We start from the raw sequence: 17,344 nt of genomic DNA, 5'->3' as shown, positions 1-17,344 counted from the left end.
GAAGAGGGGCGAGCGCACGTCCCGGATTCTAGGGGAAGCCGGCGGGATCAGGGCGTGAGGCAGCCGTTCAACTGCCCGCTGCGACGCTTTGTCACACCTCGGCCAAGGGTCACCCGTGCCGGGATGCTGCCAATTGGGCCGCTGTTGAATATAGTGAGGCCGGGGGCGCCCTGCGCAGGGGGATGGATCGCAAGGCCCGCGCCGAGACCCGTGGTTCGAACCGCTGACAGAAAGGATGCATCGTGAGCCCGGAAACCATCCTTGCAGGCGTCGCCGCCACAGTCGTCATTCTGGGGCTGATCGGATCGTTCTGGCCCAAGCGCAAGCCACCGCACATGGTGTTCAAATGTGGGCGTTGTAACACCGCCAGCCGACACAGCAATCGCACCATCGAGGCATGGCGTCGTGGAAAGACACGGTTCTTCTGTCCGCCCTGCCACCTGAAATGGCTGCAGTCGCAGCCCCTGCGTGAGCACGATACGTATGCCGGCCATGGACGCAGCGGCGGTTCGGGGTGCCTGGGCGTCTTTGTGGTGCTGGGCTTTCTGCCCGCCGGTGGCATGCTGGCGTGGGCCTTCGTATGAACAGGAAAAGCGCGTGAACGCAGTGGTCATTCCACTCCGCCGTTGGTTTCCACCACGAAACACGCGCCGGATGAGCCAGTGGCCGGCTCAAGCCTGATCGTCCACCCATGCGACAGGCAGATTTCCAGGCAGATGGACAGGCCCAGTCCCGCGCCGCGACTGTCGCGCGCAGTGCCGCGCCAGAAGCGTTTGAACAGGTGTGCGCGATCCGCTTCGGCGACGCCGCATCCCCGGTCGCACACGCTGAAGCCATCCGGCTGAAGTGCGATGGTGATGGTGCTGCCTGCCGGCGAATGATGCAGTGCGTTCTCCAGCAGGTTCTTGACCAGCACGAACACGGCCGAAGCGTCGGCTTCCACGACAGGGGTGGGCATGCTGGCCGGCAGCACCACCACGTGCACCGCGTGCTGCGCTGACAGCCGCGCCAGGTAGTCCACCGCGTCGGTGACCACTGCGCCCAGCTGGATGGGGGCGAAGGTGTAGTTGTGGCCCTCGCTGACTTCGGCCAGGTGCAGAAGTTGATGCACCTGGCGCGCCATCTGTTCGGTATCACGCAACAGCAGCGGTGTGTTGGGCGCGCCGCTGAGTTCGATCTCGGCCTGCAGCAGGGCAAGCGGGGTCTTCAGCTCGTGGGCGGCAGCGGCGAGGAAGTCCTGCTGCACGCGGAAGCCTTGTTGCAGGCGTTCCAATGCGGCGTTGAACGCCTCGATCAACGGCACCACTTCGGATGGCAGCCCGTCGCTGCGCAGGCGGGCGCCCAGGTTGCGTGGACCGACCCGCGCCGCCACGCGTGAGGCCTGCCGCAGCGGCCGCAGCATGCGGTTGACGGTGAGGGTGATCACCAGCGCGAAGGTCAGCAGGGCGAGGATGACCACCGCCGCGCCGGCACGAAGGTACAGCTTGTCTGCGTGGTTTTTCAGGGTGATCACCAACCGGTCGCTGCGTGCGATGTTTGCCACGTAAGCGCGTCCGGCATGGTCGATCCGGGCGCGGATCACCTGCAGCGTGATGTCGCCGCCGGGGTTGGCAACGGTCATCCGCGTTGCGCCGGCAGGCAAGGCCATCAATGCGTCCAGCGCCGGACTGGCACGGCTGCTGGCGACCGTGCGGCCCTGGGCGTCGGTGATCCAGTAGGCCGCGTCGCGGGGCATGGCGTCGTAAACGTTGCCGGCCTGTGGCGGCAGCACAACGTGCAGCTTGCCAGCGGCATCCAGCCGAAGGCCTGCGCGCACCTCATCGACTTCTTCCAGCAGCTCCTCGCGCACCGCGTCCTCCGGCGTGCTCGTCCTTACCCAGGCCGTGACCGCGACAGCGGCGGCCGCCGCGGCCAGCATTGCCAGCAGCGTGGCCAGCATCAGGCGTGCGCTGAGGCTACGCGGCAGCATCGGCTGCCCGCAGGGCAAAGCCCAGGTTGCGCACGTTCACCACACCCAGGCCCGATTCGATGGCCGCCAGCTTGCGCCGCAGCCGGTGCAGCGCCACGTCCAACGCATTCGGGGTCACCGCTTCACCGACACCCCACGCGGCCGCCTCCAACGTGCTGCGGCGGACCACCTGCCCACCGGCGTGCACCAGCGAGAGGATGATCTGCAGCTCCGCTGGCGCCAGGCTGATCTGCTCGTCGCCGCAGCGCATGCAGCCTTCGGCAGCCTTCACGTACAGGCCCTGGTGGGACACATCCAGCGCGCGCAGTTCCGATGGCCGGCGCATCAAGGCGCGCACGCGCGCGGTCAGTTCTTCAATGGCGAACGGCTTGGGCAGGTAATCATCGGCCCCGGCATCCAGCCCATCCACGCGATCGTGCAGGCCGTCGCGTGCGGTCAGCATGAGGCAGGGAATGCGGTTGCCGGCCGCCCGCATGCGGCGCACCAGGTCCAGCCCATCGCCATCGGGCAGGCCGCGATCGATCACCGCCGCTGCGTAACCGTTCCTTGCAATCGCATGCCACGCGGTTTCCACGCTGGGGTAGATATCCACTGCGATGCCCGCTGCCCCCAGCCCGCGCTCGACCAGGCTGGCCAGGCGCGGATGGTCTTCGATCAGCGCGATCCGGTTGGGCAGGGCGGCGAGGGGAGGCGGTGGCATGGCAGGCAGGTACCGGGAAGCGGGAGGTCAGAAGCTGCGGGTAATGCCGATCCGGAGGCCCGCCGAGCCGTCCGTATCGGGCTCGCTCAGGGGGCTTTCGGTGATTTCGTCGGGCAGGAACCGGTAGTCCACGCCGCCCATCACGCGCCACTTTTCACCCAGCGGATGCGAGAAGCCGACGCTGATCTGCGGTACCACCGCCGATCCCGGCTGGTAGCGGGCCACGCCGCGCGCGACCTCCTTCTCCAGCGTGCCATGGTAATAGTTGACCAGGCCGTCGGACATCCAGCGAACGCCGACCCCCGGGACGATGGTGGTACGGCCCCAGGTGAGAGCGTACGCATAATCGGCGGCGATTTCGTAGCCGCCGCTGGTATCGGTGACATCGGCCAGTGCGCTCAGCTTGAACTCGCCGGCACGGCTGCTCCAGCTGGCCGCCAACCCCGCATCCAGAGCGTCATCGCGGTCCTCCAGCAGATCCCGATCGACTCCGTTGCGTGCCAGCTCGCGTCGTCCGAGATCCTTGATGTCGAGGCCATCGAAGCGGCCGGCCAACACCGCATCCAGGGTGAATGATTCGCCCTTCACCAGGTGCACGCCACCACTCACCCCGCGCCAGAAGATCCGCTCGCCTTCGAAGGTGATCAGCGGCAACGGCCGCACGCGGGTGCCTTCGCCGGCATACGGGCTCTGCCTGGCCGCGGCAGCCACGCCGATCGACCAGCGGTCGTTGTCGACCTTGGCCAGCAGGTCGCCGGTGCTGGAGGAGTTCTGCGCGAGGGCCAACGCCGGCAGCAGGAAGGGAACGGACACGACGTACTTGAGCATCGGAAGGACTTCGCTGGGGAGAGTGCGGCGAGTCTTGCGGGGGCTGACTTACAGGCGACTTACCGGGGGTACCTGGGTGGTGGATGGTTCAGGCAGCGGCGCACGCGAACGGTAGCGCCGAGCCATGCTCGGCGAGCACGGCGGCAACAGCATGACGGCCAGCGGCCGTCACTACCGGGTCGGGCCTTGCGGCGGCCAACCTAACACTGTTAGATTCGCCCCCTAACAACGTTAGGTAGAATCGTTTTGCGCCAACCGATTGCCCGCGAACAGATCGTCGGGGCGGCCTTCCGGATACTCGACGAGGCCGGCCTGGAGGGCCTCACCCTGCGCAAGGTCGCCTGCTCGCTGGGGATCCGTGCGCCGTCGCTGTACTGGCATTTCAAGAGCAAGCAGGCGCTGATCGATGCCATGGCCGACGCGATGATCGCCGACGTGGCGCAGGCCATCCCGGACGGCCAATCCTGGCGCCAGACCCTGCTGCAGATCGCACGCGAGTTCCGCGTCGCGTTCAAGGCGCGGCGTGATGGCGCGCGGGTGTATGCCGGGACCTTCCTGGCCACCGAGAACGTGCTGCGCGTGGGCGAGGCCAGCATCGCCGCACTGGTGGGCGCCGGTGCATCGGCCTGCTTTGCCGCCACCACGGCGATGGACCTTGTGTACTACACGATGGGGTATGTCATCGAAGAACAGTCCTGGCCGGGCGACGGCAGCATGGAAGCGCTGGGCGAGGCGTTCATGGCGCTGGCCGAGCAGCGTTTCCCGCATTGCTGGGAAGCGCGAGAGGTCTGGCGCGAAGTCGATTTCGATACCCGTTTTGAACAGGGCCTGGGGCTGATGCTGGACGGCATCGAACTGCGGCTTGGCCGCAGCCCCTGACTCCCGCATTCCTTTTGAACCTGATGCCTCCACACGGAAAGCTACTCATGCGTGCACCCTTCTTGATCCTGCTGGTTTGCCTGCTCGCCGGCTGCGGTGGCAAGGACGAAGCGGCCGATGAAACCGCCGCCGACAGCTCCGCGCTTCCAGTATCGCTGGCCCCCGCGCAGCAGCAGGCGATGGCGCGCACGGTGCTGGTGTCCGGGCCGGTCACCGCCTACGAGGAAATGCAGCTTGGCGTGGAAATCAGCGGCCAGCGGGTCACCGCGCTGCCAGTTGACGTGGGCCAGTGGGTGAAGAAAGGCCAGGTGCTGCTGCAGCTGGACCATCGCACGCTGGACAGCGAACTGGCACAGGCCGATGCCTCGCTGCGGCAGGCGCAGGCTTCGCAGGAACTGGCACGGATGAACTACGAGCGCAGCGCCAAGCTGGCCGCCCAGCAGTTGATCAGCGCCAGCAGCCTGGATGAGCTGCGCGCCAACCGCATCAATGCTGAAGCGCAGACCGCCACCGCTCGCGCCGCGCGCGATGCAGCCAAGCTGCGGCGTGACTTCGCCGACCTGCGCGCACCGGCGGATGGCTTGATCTCCAAGCGGCTGGTGCAGCCCGGCCAGGTGGTATCGGCCGGCACCGAGCTGCTGCGCCTGATCCGCGATGGTCGCCTGGAATGGCGCGCCGAACTGCCGGAAAACCAGCTGGCCGACGTCGCCGTGGGCAATACCATCGAACTGCGCTACGCAGGCCAGGTGGTTACCGGCAACATCCGCGCGGTCACTCCTGGCGTGGATGCACAGACCCGGACCGGCACCCTGTACGCCGACCTGCCCACGCCCGGTCCGCTCAAGCCCGGCGTCTACGTGGAAGGCCGCATCGTCACCGGTGATGGGCAGGCGCTGACGATCCCGACAGCAGCGATCGTGCAGCGTGATGGCCACAACTACGTGTTCACCGTTACCGACAAGCATCAGGCCAGCCGCCATCGCGTCAGCACCGGCCAGGCCGTGCAGGGCCGTACCGCCATCCTGGAAGGCCTGAAGGCCGGCGACCAGGTGGTAGTGGACGGCGCGGGCTTCCTGGGTGAGGGCGACCGCGTGCGCGTGGTCACCACGCCGAAGGCCAGCGATGCGAAGGCGGCTGCGCAATGAATTTTTCCGCCTGGGCGATCAAGCGCCCGCTGCCCGCGCTGCTGATCTTCTTCGTGCTGTGCGTGGCTGGACTCTGGGGCTTCTACCAGCTACCGGTAGCGCGCTTCCCGGACATCGCCTTCCCGATGACCACCGTGACGGTGACCCAGCCTGGCGCCTCGCCGAGCCAGCTGGAAGCAGAGGTCACGCGCAAGGTCGAAGACTCCGTCGCCACCGTCAACAACGTAAAGCGCGTGATGTCCTCGGTCAGCGAGGGCGTCAGCACCACCACCATCGAGTTCCAGCTGGAAGCTGACCTCGCCACGGCGCTGGACGACACACGTGATGCGGTCACCCGCATCCGCACCGACCTGCCGCAGGACATCCAGGAGCCGGTGATCTCCAAGGTCGATATCGGCGGCTCGCTGATGACCTATGCGCTGGTTGCGCCGCACATGAGCAGCGACGAAGCCAGCTGGTTCGTCGACCGCGATATCGCGCGCGCCATGTACGGCGTACCCGGCGTGGCCCAGGTCACCCGGGTGGGCGGCGTGGAGCGCCAGGTACGCGTGGACCTGGACCCCAACGCGCTGATCGCCATGGGCATCACCGCCGGCGATGTATCCCAGCAGCTGGCGCGCATCCAGGTGGAGCGCGCGGGCGGCAAGGCCGAGATAGAAGGCGCCCAGCAGACCATCCGCACGCTGGGTACGGTAGGCGATGCGCAGGCACTGCGTGACTACTCCATCGCGCTGCCGGATGGCCGCGCGGTGCGTCTTTCCACGCTGGCCACGGTGACCGACGCGGCCGCCGACCCGACCGAAGCAGCGCTGCTGGACGGCAAGCAGGTCGTGGCGTTTTCGATGTCGCGTACGCGCGGCTCCAGCGAGGTCAAGGTGGAAGCCGGCGTGCATGCCGCGCTGGACAAGATCAAGGCGGACCATCCCGGCATTGATTTCCGGCTGGTCACCACCGCCATCGACGAAACCCACCGCTCCTACGATTCGTCGATGACGATGCTGTGGGAGGGGGCGCTGCTGGCCCTGCTGGTGGTGTGGCTGTTCCTGCGCGACTGGCGTGCCACCTGGGTGGCCGCGCTGGCGTTGCCGTTGTCGATCATTCCGACCTTTGCGGTGATGTACTTCTTCGGCTTCACGCTGAACATGATCACCCTGCTGGCGTTGTCGGTGGTGGTCGGCATCCTGGTCGACGATGCCATCGTGGAAATCGAGAACATCGTGCGCCACCTGCGCATGGGCAAGCCGCCACTGGAAGCCGCGCGCGAAGCCGCCGGTGAGATCGGCAATGCGGTCATCGCCACCTCGCTGACGCTGGCGGCAGTGTTCGTCCCGGTGGCGTTCATGCCCGGCATCGCCGGCAAGTTCTTCCGTGAGTTCGGCTGGACAGCCGCAACCGCGGTGCTGTTCTCGCTGCTGGTGGCGCGCCTTCTCACCCCGATGATGGCCGCCTACCTGCTCAAGCCACACGGCGAAGAGAAACCGGATTCGCGCCTGATGGTCTGGTACCTGGGCTGGGTGGATGCAGCGCTGCGCCACCGTGGCCGCACGCTGTGGCTGGCCACCGGCCTGTTTGTCGCCTCGTTGGGGCTGGTGCCGTTCATCCCGGCCACCTTCATCCCGCAGTCCGACCTGGGCCGCAGCAACCTCAACCTGGAACTGCCGCCCGGCACGCGCCTGCAGGACACCGTGGCGGTGGCCGAACGTGCCCGCGCGCTGCTCAAGGACATGCCGGAACTGAAGCAGGTCTACACCGCCGTGGGCAGCGTGCTGGACCTGGGTGACCCCGGTGCCACCGGCGTGGGCGAGCCGCGCAAGGCGACGCTGGTGCTGGACTGGGGACCGGCCGACGACCGCGACCGCGACCAGCGCGCACTCGAACGCGAGGCCCGGCACAAGCTGGCCAACCTGCCCGGCGTGCGCGTGAGCTACGTGAGTTCCGAACCGGGCAACCTGCTGCAGTTGGTGCTGTCCGGTGATGATCCGCAACGCCTGCAGGAGGCCTCCACCGCGCTGGAGCGCGACCTGCGCGGCATCCAGGGACTGGGCAGCGTGAGCTCCACCGCCTCGCTGCTGCGGCCGGAAGTGCAGATCGTTCCGGACTCGGCGCGCGCCGCCGATCTGGGCGTGGCAACGGCCGACATCGCCGAAGCCGCCCGCATCGCCACCGCAGGCGACTACGAACAGCGCCTGGCCAAGCTCAACCTGCCGGACCGCCAGGTGCCGATCCGCGTGGGCTTCGCCGAAGCGACGCTGGCCAACCCGGCGTTGATCAGCCAGTTGCGCGTGCCCGGGCGTGATGGCCCAGTGCCGCTGGCGGCGGTGGCCGATATCCAGCAGGGCAGTGGCCCGTCGCAGATCTCGCGCTACCAGCGCCAGCGCAATGTCACCCTCACCGCCGAACTCAACGGCCGTCCGCTGGGCGAGGTGATGGCCGAGGTGCAGGCATTGCCCGGGGTGAAGCAGTTGCCGCCGGGCGTGAGCTTCCTCAACACCGGCGATGCCGAAGTGTTCGTGGAGCTTTTCATCGGCTTCATGCTGGCCATGGCGGCGGGCCTGGTCTGCATCTACATGGTGCTGTTGCTGCTGTTCAACCATGCGCTGATGCCAGTCACCATCCTGGCGGCGGTGCCGCTGTGCGCCGGTGGTGCGTTCGGTGCGCTGCTGATCACCCAGAACATGCTGTCGCTGCCGGCGTTGATCGGCCTGCTGATGCTGATCGGCATCGCCACCAAGAACTCGATCCTGCTGGTGGACTACGCGGTGATCGCCGAGGACGAGCACGGCATGAGCCAGCACGATGCCCTGGTGGATGCCTGCCGCAAGCGTGCACAGCCGATCATCATGACCACGCTTGCGATGGGCGCGGGCATGATGCCCATCGCGCTGGGATTTGCGGGTGACTCCAGCTTCCGCGCGCCGATGGCGATCGCGGTGATCGGTGGCTTGATCACCTCCACGCTGCTCAGCCTGATCGTGATCCCGGCCGCATTCACGGTGGTGGATGATCTGGGTGAGTGGATGTCACGCAGGTTCCGGCGGAAGTCCTCGCATCCTGCCACCTAGCCCGGTAGCGCCGAGCCATGCTCGGCGGGAATCCGTCACCGTTCGGCCCGCTGCGCTCGCCGACCATGGGTCGGCGCTACCGATCTGCGTCCCACCGCGTAAACCGTCACCGCGCTGCCGGCGCCTTGCTCTGCATCTGTTGCGGAGTCTGCAGCAGCGTCCGGGTAGTCGCACGCAGCACCAGCGTGGACGGTACGCTTACGCGGCTGGCAGGCGGGTCATTGTCCAGCATTTCCACGCACTGGCGGCCCAGCAGGGTCATGTCCTGGACAAAGGTGGTAAGGCGGTTCTGCTGCCATGCCGCCATGGGAATGCCATCGCAGCCGATGACCTGGATGTCCTCGGGCACGCGCAACCCGGGCACGGTCCTGATGGCGTCCAGTGCGCCGATGGCCACCAGGTCGTTCACGCAGAACAGCCCGTCGGGCCGAGCCCCGGATGCCAGCAGCTGCACCATTGCGGCGTAACCTTCTTCATAGGTGAATCCGGCCACGGCACGCTGCGGTGTGGGCAGTCCGCGGGCGACAACGCGCTTGCTGAAGCCGCTTTCGCGTTCGCGCTGTGATGGGTTATCGCGCCCGGCCAGGTACGCCAGCTGCGTGCAGCCCCTGTCCACCAGCGCGTCCGCAGCATCCCGGCCGATGGTCCGGTTCGAGGTGGATACCACCCGTAGCGTGCCGAACTGCCGGGAGTTCACCGCCACCACCGGAATGCCAAGCTGATCGAGCCGGGCGGCGACCTTGGCCGAACGCACCGCCAGTACGCTGATGGCGCCATCGATCCGGTAGCGCGACAGGTCGTCGACGCGATCCCCCAGGTTCTCGTCGCTGCCGGCATCGACCAGTACCGCTTCCAGCCGACGTTCCTTCAGGGCGGTGGTGATGCCGTGGAGAATCCCTGCGTATACCGGATTGTAGAAGCCGCCCATGACTACCGCGACCAGGCCTGAGCGGCCTGTCTGCAGGATCGCGGGCAGCGCGTTGGGCCGATACTTGAGCTGGTCCGCTGCGGCCAGGACCTTTTCCCGCACCGGCAGGGACACGGACGCCCCGGGCGTGAAGACCCGGGAGACCGTGGACTGGGAAACGCCGGCCAACCGTGCCACGGACCAGGAAGAGACCTGCGGTCGCCGTTTTCCGTTCGATGTCGAGCCTGCAGGACACATGGGTGCACCGTTTGATGATTTGGTTTTCACTTTCGCGGGCGTAGTCTTGCATAGCTATGCAAACAAAGTTTCATCCCCCGAAGCGGCCCGCTGCGCCCGATGCGACGCCCGGCCTGCTCACCCGGTCTCCCCGGGGACCCGCCTGCACCGGTACCCAGGCGCCAGGCACGCGTCCCCCTCTCTCCCGGAACTGAAATGAACTCCTCGGAAAAACCCCTCGTTCGCGCAGGTCGGTGGCTGTTGTCGCTGGTCCTGGCCGTGTTCGGCCTGTGCATGGTCGGCGGCGGCATCTGGCTCATCGCGTTGGGCGGCAACTGGTACTACGCCATCGCCGGGCTGCTGAGCCTTGGCAGTGCCATCGGATTGGCGCGGCGACGGCCATCGGCCTCGCTCTGGTTCGGCGCCTTGTTCCTGCTCACACTGGCGTGGACCGTCTGGGAGGCCGGTTCACGCTACTGGGCCTGGGTGCCGCGCTTTGCGTTGGTGCTGGTGCTTGCCATCGGCTTCTCGCTGCTGCTGCCTACGCTGCATGCCCGCATGACCCGGCGCAGGGCAGGGGCGGTCACCGGTGTGCTGGTCGCCGCTTTCCTGGTTGCAACCGGGCTGGCCTTCGTACCGCAGGGTGTGACCGAAGCAGAGAATGTACCCGCCGTCGCAGGCAACGCATTCGAGGCCGCCACCGGGGCCGGCACGGACAGTGCGTTGCCGTCCACCGATTGGCCCGCCTACGGCGGCAACCAGGCCGCCATGCGCTATTCGCTGGCGAGCCAGATCACGCCTGGAAACGTGAAGAATCTCGCGGTGGCATGGACCGCGGAAGTCGGCGAGGTGCCGAGTGATTCGCGCTGGGGCGTGCAGAACACGCCGCTGAAAATCGGCGATTCTCTGTACGTCTGCGGCTACCTCAATACGGTGACCGCACTGGACGCTGCCACGGGCAAAGCGAAATGGACCTTCGACCCGGGCGTGACGTCCAAGGCAGTGCCCTACACCCCGGCCTGTCGTTCGCTGGCGTACTTCGCCGAACCGGCCACCGACACCGCGACCGCGGGTGCCACCTGCGCGAGCCGCATCATCGTCGGCACGCTGGATGCGCGCATCATCGAACTCGACGCGCGTGACGGCAAGCGCTGCGATTCCTTCGGCAGCAACGGCGAAGTGAAGCTCACCGAAGGCATGGGCGAGGTGTACCAGGGTTACGTGGCCATTACCTCTGCGCCTGCGGTAGTGCGCGATACGCTGATCGTCGGGCACACCACCATCGATGGGCAGCGCGCTTATGGTCCTTCCGGCGTCACCAAGGCCTACGATGTGCGCACCGGCAAGCTGAAGTGGGCATGGGACGCGGCAACCCCGATGGATACCGCGCCGCGCGTGGGCGAGGACGTGTACAAGCGCGGCTCGCCGGACGTGTGGACCTCCTTCACCGGCGACAACAAGCTGGGCCTTGTGTACCTGCCGGTCGCCAATGCATCGGGCGACTATTATTCCTCCGAGCGCACGCCGGAAGAACTGAAATACTCGCCCTCGTTGACCGCGCTCGACGTGGAAACCGGGCAGCCGCGCTGGACCTTCCAGAACACCCACGCCGATGTGTGGGACAACGATCCGGGTTCACCGCCGACCCTGTTCGACTATCCGCAGGCAGACGGCACGCGCATCCCGGCGGTGATCTTCCCGACCAAAAGTGGCGACGTCTACGTGTTGAATCGCGAGACCGGCAAGCCGCTGTTCCCGGTGGAAGAGCGACCGGTGCCGCAGGGTGGCTTCGAGCCGGCGGCGCGTTCAAAGACGCAACCGTTCTCGCTGTTCAACAGCCTGGCCAAGGGAGACATGACGCCGGAGAAGACCTGGGGCCTGACCCCGCTGGACCAGCTGGCCTGCCGCATCCAATACCACCAGGCGGATTATCGCGGGCAGTACACGCCGCCCAGCGTGGACAAGCCGATCATCAACTATCCCGGCTATAACGGTGGCTCGGACTGGGGTGGCGTGGCGCTTGATCCGGCACGCGGCCTGATCATCGCCAATTACAACGACATGCCCAACTACACCCGGCTGGTCAGCCGTGCAGAGGCGGACAAGCTGGGTTGGAAGGCCCCGCAGATCATCAACGATCCCGGCTACAAGGCGCATGGCGAAGGCGCAGGCGATCCGCAGGAAGGCCTGCCGGTTGCCGTGGATGTCAATGCGGGCTGGCAGATGAAGTTCACCGGCATGCTGTGCAAGGAGCCCCCGTACGGTGGCATCCGCGCGATCGATGTGCGCGACGGTCGTACCGTGTGGGATCGACCGCTGGGTACGGCCCGCAAGAACGGTCCCTTCGGCCTGCCCACGGGGCTGCCCATCGTCATCGGCACGCCGAACAACGGCGGCTCGGTGGTCACAAAGTCCGGCCTGGTCTTCATTGCGGCGGCAACCGATGACCTGATCCGTGCCATCGACATCACCACCGGCAAAACCGTCTGGTCTGCTCCGCTCCCTGCCGGTGGCCAGGCGATGCCGATGGTCTACGAGGCAGGGGGCAGGGAATACGTGGTGATCACGGCGACCGGCCACCACTTCATGCACACCCCACGCGGCAACTTCGTGGTGGCCTACGCATTGCCGCAGTAGCACGACGTAGGCGCGACAACTGCCGGCGCCCGATCCTCTTTTCCTGATGGAAAAGGGGTTCTGGCGCCGCGCAGCGGGGCGGCGCTCATTCTGCACGGCGGTCATTCACCGCCGACGTTTGCAGCAGTGGACGAGCGGCAAGGAGTGATGGGTTTTTAATGCAGGCCCACGAAGGACTCCAAACCTCACCCCGCCGTAGGCCACACCAGCGTCCGATGGATCTGCGCCCCCGCCCATGCGCCGTCCGCCACGGCCAGTGAAACCGAGTGCGGCATGCGCGCAACGTCGCCGCAGGCGAACACACCTTCAACGCTGGTCTCCTTGGCCTCACTGGTCTGCAGCTGGGTACCCATCGGCGTCTCCATCAGCGCACAGCCCAGGGTCTGCGCGATCGGCGTGGAAGGCGCGTTGAGCGAGGCGGTGAACAGCCCCGCAAAAGACAGCCGCCGCCCGTCCGCCAGCACCACATCGGCATGTCCTTCTATGCGTGCGATGGGCGTTTCTTCGATGCGTACTCCACGCGCAACAAGTTCCTCGCGCGCAGTCGCATCCAGTTCGATGGCCCCGTTGAGCAGGAACGTAACGTTGCCCCATTCGGGCAGCAACTGCGCCTGGTGGATCGACATCGGCACCGCGGCAATCACCCCGATCTCGCCCTGGTCCAGCTCATAACCATGGCAGTAGGGGCAGTGGAATACGCTCTTTCCCCAGCGCTCGCGGATGCCATCGATCGGCGGCAGCTCGTCCGATACGCCGGTGGCCAGCAGCAGGCGACGGGCGCTGAAGGTGCCGGATGCCGCAGTCGTCACACTGAAGGCATCTCGCGTCCCCGATGCATCCAGGGCCACGTCTTCCACCCAGGTGAGGGTGGGGTAGGCCTGCAGTTGCTGCCGTGCGCTGCGTGCGATCTCGGCGGGGTCGGCGCCGTCCTGGCTGAGGAAGCCGTGCGAATCGGCGGCCGCCTGGTTGCGTCGCTTGCCCGCGTCGATGATCAGCACGCGTCGCCTGGCACGTACCAGTTGCAGGGCCGCGGCCATGCCGGCGTAGCTGCCGCCGATGATGATGACGTCTTGGGTGTTCATGGATGCTTGCTCCGCAGATGGTGGGCGTGACGGCGTTTGAAGTCGGCGGCGAGATCGGCCAGTGACACCGCGGCAAAGCGCTCCAGCAGCAGCGCTTCGGCCTGGACGAAGGCATGGTCCAGGGCGGCGTTGACGGCCTGTTCGACCAGGCACTCGGGGTTTTCGTGGCGGTTGCCGATGGCGAACAAGGCCGGCTCACCGAGTGCCTCGTGCAGTTGGCGCAGGCTCACCTTGCTCAGGTCAGCCTTGATGCGCCAGCCGCCGGCGTGGCCGCGCACGGCGGCGACCAGCCCGGCTTCGCGCAGCAGGCCCATGGTGCGGCGGACCACCACCGGATGGGTGCCCAGGCAGGTCGCCAGCGCGTCGGAGGTCATTGGTCCGGGTTGCTCGGCCATGTGCAGCAGGGCATGCAGGACGGCGGAAAGTCGACTGTCGCGTTTCATGTAACTAATGATGTTACCTTTGGCGTGACAGGTCAAATCGACGAGGCAGGCACATGTTTTCCGATCCCCACGCCATTGCAGGCTATGCAGAAGGTGCGATGCAGAAGGTCCCGGGCCTGCTGGACATGCAGCGCATGGCGCGCCTGTTGCTGGAAGAACGCGTACCGGCAGATGGCACGGTGCTGGTGCTCGGTGCGGGCGGAGGGATGGAGTTGCGTTGCTTCGCGGAGGCGCAGCCCGGGTGGCATTTCCGCGGCATCGATCCGTCTATGCCGATGCTGGACATGGCGCGCCAGACGCTGGGGCCGTTGGCATCACGCGTGGCGTTCACCGAGGGCTACATCGACGATGCGCCTGATGAACCATGCGACGGCGCGGCCTGCCTGCTGACTCTGCATTTCCTGCCGGCCGGGCAGCGGCTGCACACGCTGAAGGAAGTACGGCGCCGGCTGAAACCGGGCGCGCCGCTGGTGGTGGCACATCACAGCTATGCGCAGGATGACGCACAGAAGCGCCGCTGGCTGCAGCGCTTTGCCGCGTTCTCAGCCTCGTCGGGCATCGCGCTGGACGTGGCGCACACCGTGGACAGCATGGCCCGCCTGCTGCCCGCGCTGTCACCGGAGCAGGACGTGGCCCTGCTGCATGAGGCCGGCTTCGGCACGGTGGAACTGTTCTACGCCGCCTTCAGTTTCAGGGGTTGGGTAGCCTACGCCGGGTAGTCCCCGCTTGCTGCCGGTCAACCGCGTTCGCTGGTGATGGTGGCGCCTTCGCGCATCGCGAGCGTCACCGGGGTGCGCTCCACCACGTCCAGCAGGCGCGCCCACTGGGCGTCGGTCACGCTGGCCGATGCGCGCAGCGTGCGATGCACCAGCAGCTTGCCTGCCGCGTCGCGCGTGGAGGTCAGCTCGGCATTGAACTCGCCCAGCTCCCAGCCCTTCTTTTCGGCATACATGCGCAGGGTAATGGCGGTGCACGCGGCCAACGCGGAAAGGTACAGGTCGAACGGGGCCATGCCCTGGTCCTGGCCTCCCAGTGCCGCGGGCTCATCGGCAAGCAGCGTGTGCTGGCCGCTGCTGATGCGATGGGCGAAGTTGCTGCCGGTGGAGGTGACGTGGACGTGGGCCATGCGGGTGCTCTCTGTGCGGAACGGCGGGCCTGCGATGGTAAGGCGGGGCAGCGGCCAGTACATCGCCCGGTGGGGGACTGGTCGAAATGTAATGTTATTCTGTAACATTGCCCCGCTCATGACCTTGTCCCCATCCGCATCAGGCGTTTCCACCCCATGAAGATCCAAGCTCTGGTCGCTGCCACGGCGGCCATCCTGTTCGCGCCCGAGTCGCGCGCGCAGTCCTCCAGCTCCGCCCTGACCCTGGGCAAGGTGGATGTGCACCAGCACACCGAGGGCCAGCTCACCGCGCACCAGGTGCTGACCTCGGTGGACGTGCTGGGCGCGGACCAGATCGAGGACAAGAACGTGTCGCACAGCTGGGAGCTGCTGGGGCAGATGCCCGGCATCCAGCTGACCGAAACCCGGCAGGGTGCGGAGTCGGGCAAGGTGAGCTTCCGCGCCTTCAACGGCGAGGGTTACCTCAATGCCATCAAGACCCTGATCGACGGTGTGCCCAGCAACGTCAACAGTGGCAACCAGCGCTTCATCGACATGTTGTTCCCGCTGGAAATCAGCTTCATCGAGGTGGTGCGCGGCACCAACGATCCGCGTTACGGGCTGCACAACATCGGTGGCAACGTGAACTTCGGTACCCGGCAGGGGGGCAACTATACCGATGCCCGGCTCGGCTATGGCAGCTACAACACGCGCGACGCGCAGTTGGCGGTTGGCCGCGAGCGCGATGGATTCGCGCAGAATTACTTCATCGGGACCCAGGCGTCTGATGGTTACCGGGACCACGACGCCTCCGAAAAATACGCGCTGGGTGGCAAGTGGTTCCATGGGAATCTTGAAGACGGCATGCGCATCGGTCTGACCGCGCGCGCCTATCGCCACATCGCCGATGAACCCGGTTTCATGACCGCCGACGAGCTGCGAAGCGACCGTCGGGGGTCGCAGCGGCGCAACCTCAATGACCGCGATGTGCGCGACATGCAGCAGGTGGGCGTACATCTGGACCTGAAGCTTGCCGAGAGCCTGTTCCTGGGCAGCAAGCTGTACTACAACCGCTATGAAGACGACCGTCGGGTGACCTTCAGCGACCTGCCTACCGGCAACGCGCCGCGCCAGCGCCGGGTGTGGGACGAGAAGCAGACCGGCATGCTCACCACGCTCACCTGGCATGCCAGGGACAGCCTTACCCTGGAAGGCGGGGTGAACTACGAACACCAGGACAACGGCTACCAGCGGCAACGCTTCAGCTACAGCGAGCCGACCGATTTCAACAGCGCGCCGGCGCGCATCCAGAATGATGACCGGCATACGTTCGACAACTGGGGCGCCTACGTACAGGCGATCTACCAGCCGATCGAGCCGCTGAAGATCGTGCCGGCGTACCGCGTGGACCGCTTCGATGGCGATACCCGGCTGCCCGGCGGCGTCACCGGCCCGCTGCAACGCTACGCCACGATTGAACAGCCGAAGCTGAGCGTGGTCTATGCGCTGGCGGAGGACACCAACGTGTATGCAAATTGGGGACGCACCTTCCAGGTACTGACCGGCTCCACCGCGCCTGCCTACCTGACGCCAGGGCAGGCGGCGATGCGTCCGTCGACCAATACCGGCATGGAGCTGGGCCTGAAATTCAGTCCGTTCGTGGGCAGCCAGGCACGCATCGCGGTGTGGCAGCAGGACGCGGCCAACGAGGTGTCGAACATGCCGGCCACCGGCACCACGGTGACGCTGGGCAAGACGCGTCGCCGCGGCGTGGATGCGCAGATCAGCACGCAGTGGGGCGACAACTGGACACTGTGGGCGTCGCATGCCTATCAGGAAGCTAAGATCACCCGGGATGATCGGGATGCGGCCCTTTCGCTGCAGGGCCGCGAAGTGGCCGCCACCCCGCGCTACATCAGCAACATCGGCGTCGATTACCAGGCCAGCGATGCGCTGCAGTTGGGCCTGCAGGCGCGTGCGCAGGGCGATTACTACCTGGAAGAACGCAACGTGGCGGGCAAGTTCGGCGGCTTCGCGGTGCTGGACCTGAGTGCGCGCTACCAGATCACTCCGGCGTGGAGCGTGGACCTGCAGGTGAAGAATGCCACCGGCCGGTCGTACGCGTATGCGTGGTATGACAGCTTCTTCTGGGAGCAGGCGCAGCCGATGTTTTCGCCTGCTGCAGGGCGTTCGGCGTATGTCGGGTTGAACGTGAAGTTGTGAGGGGTAGGAACGTGACGACCAACGGTCGTCACCCACCAACGGTCCTCACCCACCGAAGGCGGGGTAGCGCCGAGCCATGCTCGGCGAGCGCAGCGGAAGGCGAAAGCGTGACGACCAACGGTCGTCA

Annotated in this window: 14 protein-coding genes; 7 read left to right on the top strand and 7 right to left on the bottom strand. The window is 66.5% G+C overall.

Features of this window, described 5'->3' with window-relative positions:
* The first annotated feature begins 242 nt into the window (after positions 1 to 242).
* Positions 243 to 584, top strand: coding sequence for a hypothetical protein (locus tag SOM47_RS06930; RefSeq protein WP_320505164.1), 342 nt, complete (start codon positions 243 to 245; stop codon positions 582 to 584).
* Positions 585 to 610: 26 nt separating this feature from the next.
* Here SOM47_RS06930 and SOM47_RS06925 read toward each other — a convergent pair whose 3' ends face one another.
* The 3 genes from SOM47_RS06925 to SOM47_RS06915 are packed head-to-tail and all read right to left on the bottom strand — an operon-like array spanning position 611 to position 3,497.
* On the bottom strand, positions 611 to 1,969 hold the full coding sequence (locus SOM47_RS06925; RefSeq protein ID WP_052811747.1) for an ATP-binding protein: 1,359 nt from the start codon (positions 1,967 to 1,969) through the stop codon (positions 611 to 613).
* Positions 1,956 to 2,669 carry a response regulator transcription factor gene (locus SOM47_RS06920; protein ID WP_042612255.1) on the bottom strand — a complete coding sequence of 238 codons (714 nt, stop codon included), beginning with the start codon at positions 2,667 to 2,669 and terminating at the stop codon, positions 1,956 to 1,958. The genes SOM47_RS06925 and SOM47_RS06920 overlap by 14 nt, the downstream gene beginning before the upstream one ends.
* A gap of 27 nt (positions 2,670 to 2,696) precedes the next feature.
* On the bottom strand, positions 2,697 to 3,497 hold the full coding sequence (locus SOM47_RS06915; protein ID WP_042612256.1) for a MipA/OmpV family protein: 801 nt from the start codon (positions 3,495 to 3,497) through the stop codon (positions 2,697 to 2,699).
* A 246-nt stretch (positions 3,498 to 3,743) separates the two neighbouring features.
* Between SOM47_RS06915 and SOM47_RS06910 the strand changes: the two genes are divergently transcribed.
* Genes SOM47_RS06910 through SOM47_RS06900 form a run of 3 tightly spaced genes read left to right on the top strand, consistent with a single transcriptional unit; the run spans position 3,744 to position 8,583 of the window.
* Positions 3,744 to 4,376, top strand: a complete 633-nt coding sequence (locus tag SOM47_RS06910; RefSeq protein ID WP_042612257.1) for a TetR/AcrR family transcriptional regulator C-terminal domain-containing protein — start codon at positions 3,744 to 3,746, stop codon at positions 4,374 to 4,376.
* A 47-nt stretch (positions 4,377 to 4,423) separates the two neighbouring features.
* A complete protein-coding gene (locus SOM47_RS06905) occupies positions 4,424 to 5,521 on the top strand; it encodes an efflux RND transporter periplasmic adaptor subunit (RefSeq protein ID WP_042612258.1) in 1,098 nt (365 codons plus the stop codon).
* Positions 5,518 to 8,583, top strand: coding sequence for an efflux RND transporter permease subunit (locus tag SOM47_RS06900; RefSeq protein WP_192083234.1), 3,066 nt, complete (start codon positions 5,518 to 5,520; stop codon positions 8,581 to 8,583). The genes SOM47_RS06905 and SOM47_RS06900 overlap by 4 nt, the downstream gene beginning before the upstream one ends.
* Positions 8,584 to 8,689: 106 nt before the next feature.
* Here the strand turns inward: SOM47_RS06900 and SOM47_RS06895 are convergent, their stop codons facing one another.
* Entirely contained in the window at positions 8,690 to 9,748 is a 1,059-nt protein-coding gene (locus SOM47_RS06895; RefSeq protein WP_320505163.1) for a LacI family DNA-binding transcriptional regulator, read from the bottom strand.
* 195 nt (positions 9,749 to 9,943) lie between these two features.
* Here SOM47_RS06895 and SOM47_RS06890 point away from each other — a divergent pair, with 195 nt between their 5' ends.
* Positions 9,944 to 12,364, top strand: a complete 2,421-nt coding sequence (locus tag SOM47_RS06890; RefSeq protein ID WP_320505162.1) for a membrane-bound PQQ-dependent dehydrogenase, glucose/quinate/shikimate family — start codon at positions 9,944 to 9,946, stop codon at positions 12,362 to 12,364.
* Between the two features lie 185 nt (positions 12,365 to 12,549).
* Here SOM47_RS06890 and SOM47_RS06885 read toward each other — a convergent pair whose 3' ends face one another.
* Together SOM47_RS06885 and SOM47_RS06880 are read right to left on the bottom strand one after the other, a co-directional pair.
* Entirely contained in the window at positions 12,550 to 13,446 is an 897-nt protein-coding gene (locus tag SOM47_RS06885) for an NAD(P)/FAD-dependent oxidoreductase (RefSeq protein WP_320505161.1), read from the bottom strand.
* Positions 13,443 to 13,889 carry an Rrf2 family transcriptional regulator gene (locus tag SOM47_RS06880; protein WP_042612263.1) on the bottom strand — a complete coding sequence of 149 codons (447 nt, stop codon included), beginning with the start codon at positions 13,887 to 13,889 and terminating at the stop codon, positions 13,443 to 13,445. The genes SOM47_RS06885 and SOM47_RS06880 overlap by 4 nt, the downstream gene beginning before the upstream one ends.
* 53 nt (positions 13,890 to 13,942) lie before the next feature.
* Between SOM47_RS06880 and SOM47_RS06875 the strand changes: the two genes are divergently transcribed.
* Entirely contained in the window at positions 13,943 to 14,608 is a 666-nt protein-coding gene (locus tag SOM47_RS06875; protein ID WP_042612264.1) for a class I SAM-dependent methyltransferase, read from the top strand.
* 17 nt (positions 14,609 to 14,625) lie between these two features.
* On the opposite strand, the gene SOM47_RS06870 is transcribed toward SOM47_RS06875, so the two are convergent.
* On the bottom strand, positions 14,626 to 15,015 hold the full coding sequence (locus SOM47_RS06870; RefSeq protein ID WP_192083245.1) for an OsmC family protein: 390 nt from the start codon (positions 15,013 to 15,015) through the stop codon (positions 14,626 to 14,628).
* A 156-nt stretch (positions 15,016 to 15,171) separates the two neighbouring features.
* On the opposite strand from SOM47_RS06870, the gene SOM47_RS06865 reads away from it, so the two are divergent.
* On the top strand, positions 15,172 to 17,217 hold the full coding sequence (locus tag SOM47_RS06865) for a TonB-dependent receptor (protein WP_320505160.1): 2,046 nt from the start codon (positions 15,172 to 15,174) through the stop codon (positions 17,215 to 17,217).
* The last annotated feature ends 127 nt before the right edge of the window (positions 17,218 to 17,344 follow it).

The sequence above is a fragment of the Stenotrophomonas sp. CFBP8980 genome (assembly GCF_034046095.1).
GTDB lineage: Bacteria > Pseudomonadota > Gammaproteobacteria > Xanthomonadales > Xanthomonadaceae > Stenotrophomonas > Stenotrophomonas lacuserhaii.
Note: the sequence above shows the minus strand (reverse complement) of the source record. Positions and strands in the feature narration are given on the sequence as shown.

Excerpts from the sequence above, each read along its gene's own strand:
- SOM47_RS06865 (WP_320505160.1), top strand. The coding sequence starts at position 15,172 with ATGAAGATCCAAGCTCTGGTCGCTGCCACGGCGGCCATCCTGTTCGCG.
- SOM47_RS06875 (WP_042612264.1), top strand. The coding sequence starts at position 13,943 with ATGTTTTCCGATCCCCACGCCATTGCAGGCTATGCAGAAGGTGCGATG.
- SOM47_RS06880 (WP_042612263.1), bottom strand. The coding sequence starts at position 13,889 with ATGAAACGCGACAGTCGACTTTCCGCCGTCCTGCATGCCCTGCTGCAC.
- SOM47_RS06885 (WP_320505161.1), bottom strand. The coding sequence starts at position 13,446 with ATGAACACCCAAGACGTCATCATCATCGGCGGCAGCTACGCCGGCATG.
- SOM47_RS06915 (WP_042612256.1), bottom strand. The coding sequence starts at position 3,497 with ATGCTCAAGTACGTCGTGTCCGTTCCCTTCCTGCTGCCGGCGTTGGCC.
- SOM47_RS06890 (WP_320505162.1), top strand. The coding sequence starts at position 9,944 with ATGAACTCCTCGGAAAAACCCCTCGTTCGCGCAGGTCGGTGGCTGTTG.
- SOM47_RS06900 (WP_192083234.1), top strand. The coding sequence starts at position 5,518 with ATGAATTTTTCCGCCTGGGCGATCAAGCGCCCGCTGCCCGCGCTGCTG.
- SOM47_RS06925 (WP_052811747.1), bottom strand. The coding sequence starts at position 1,969 with ATGCTGCCGCGTAGCCTCAGCGCACGCCTGATGCTGGCCACGCTGCTG.
- SOM47_RS06895 (WP_320505163.1), bottom strand. The coding sequence starts at position 9,748 with ATGTGTCCTGCAGGCTCGACATCGAACGGAAAACGGCGACCGCAGGTC.
- SOM47_RS06920 (WP_042612255.1), bottom strand. The coding sequence starts at position 2,669 with ATGCCACCGCCTCCCCTCGCCGCCCTGCCCAACCGGATCGCGCTGATC.
- SOM47_RS06905 (WP_042612258.1), top strand. The coding sequence starts at position 4,424 with ATGCGTGCACCCTTCTTGATCCTGCTGGTTTGCCTGCTCGCCGGCTGC.
- SOM47_RS06870 (WP_192083245.1), bottom strand. The coding sequence starts at position 15,015 with ATGGCCCACGTCCACGTCACCTCCACCGGCAGCAACTTCGCCCATCGC.